The organism is Mycobacterium alsense (assembly GCF_002086635.1).
GTDB lineage: Bacteria > Actinomycetota > Actinomycetes > Mycobacteriales > Mycobacteriaceae > Mycobacterium > Mycobacterium alsense.
Genome location: NZ_MVHD01000134.1, coordinates 1 through 870, shown reverse-complemented (window position 1 = coordinate 870; position 870 = coordinate 1). Strand labels below are relative to the sequence as shown.

At 62.1% G+C, this 870-nt stretch carries 1 protein-coding gene; it reads left to right on the top strand.

The genetic code is table 11. The features are described from left to right. Positions 1–746, top strand: a 746-nt coding sequence (locus BST11_RS26850; protein WP_142276623.1) for an MMPL family transporter, incomplete at its 5' end; no start/stop codon positions are given. Positions 747–870: the final 124 nt, after the last annotated feature.

The following is an 870-nucleotide window of genomic DNA, read 5'->3' as shown; positions in this document are numbered from 1 at the left end:
AATCGGCGGCCGAGGAGGCGCTCAAGACCACCCCCTTGGAGGGCGCCAAGATCTACCTAGCCGGCACCGCATCGACCTACAAAGACTTCCATGATGGCTCGAAATACGATCTCTGGATCGCCCTCGTCGGTGCGCTTTGCCTCATTTTCGTCATCATGCTCGCCCTCACGCGAAGTTTTGTGGCCGCCCTGGTTATCGTCGGGACCGTCCTGCTCTCTTTGGGTGCATCGTTTGGGCTGTCGGTGCTCGCCTGGCAATATCTACTTGGCGTCAAATTGCACTGGATGGTGCTGCCGATGTCGGTGATCGTCCTTTTGGCCGTGGGATCTGACTACAACTTGCTTCTGGTGTCCCGGATGAAAGAGGAAATAGCCGCCGGGTTGCACACCGGCATCATTCGCGCCATGGGCGGCACCGGGAAGGTCGTGACGAACGCGGGCCTGGTGTTCGCCTTCACCATGGCCTCGATGGTATTCAGCGATCTGCGGATCATCGGCCAGGTCGGCACCACCATCGGCCTGGGCCTGATGTTCGACACTTTGGTCGTGCGCTCGTTCATGACACCATCGATCGCCGCGCTGCTCGGGCGTTGGTTCTGGTGGCCGCAGGTAGTGCGGCCGCGCCCGGCCAGTTTCATGCTTCGGCCCGTTGGACCGCGTCCGCTGGTACGGTCCCTGCTGCTCCGGGAGGGCCCGCCCGCCGGCGACGACCCGGCCACCGTCGAACTCCCGAGGCTGTCCGTCTAGGTCGGCGTCCGCGCGTTTGACAGCGACGCGCGACGACGCCTGACGACGAGCGGAGTGAAATAGACGGAAAACCCTTTACGGAATCGGAATCGATATGCCGAGGTACGCCGTCAGCAATTGTATC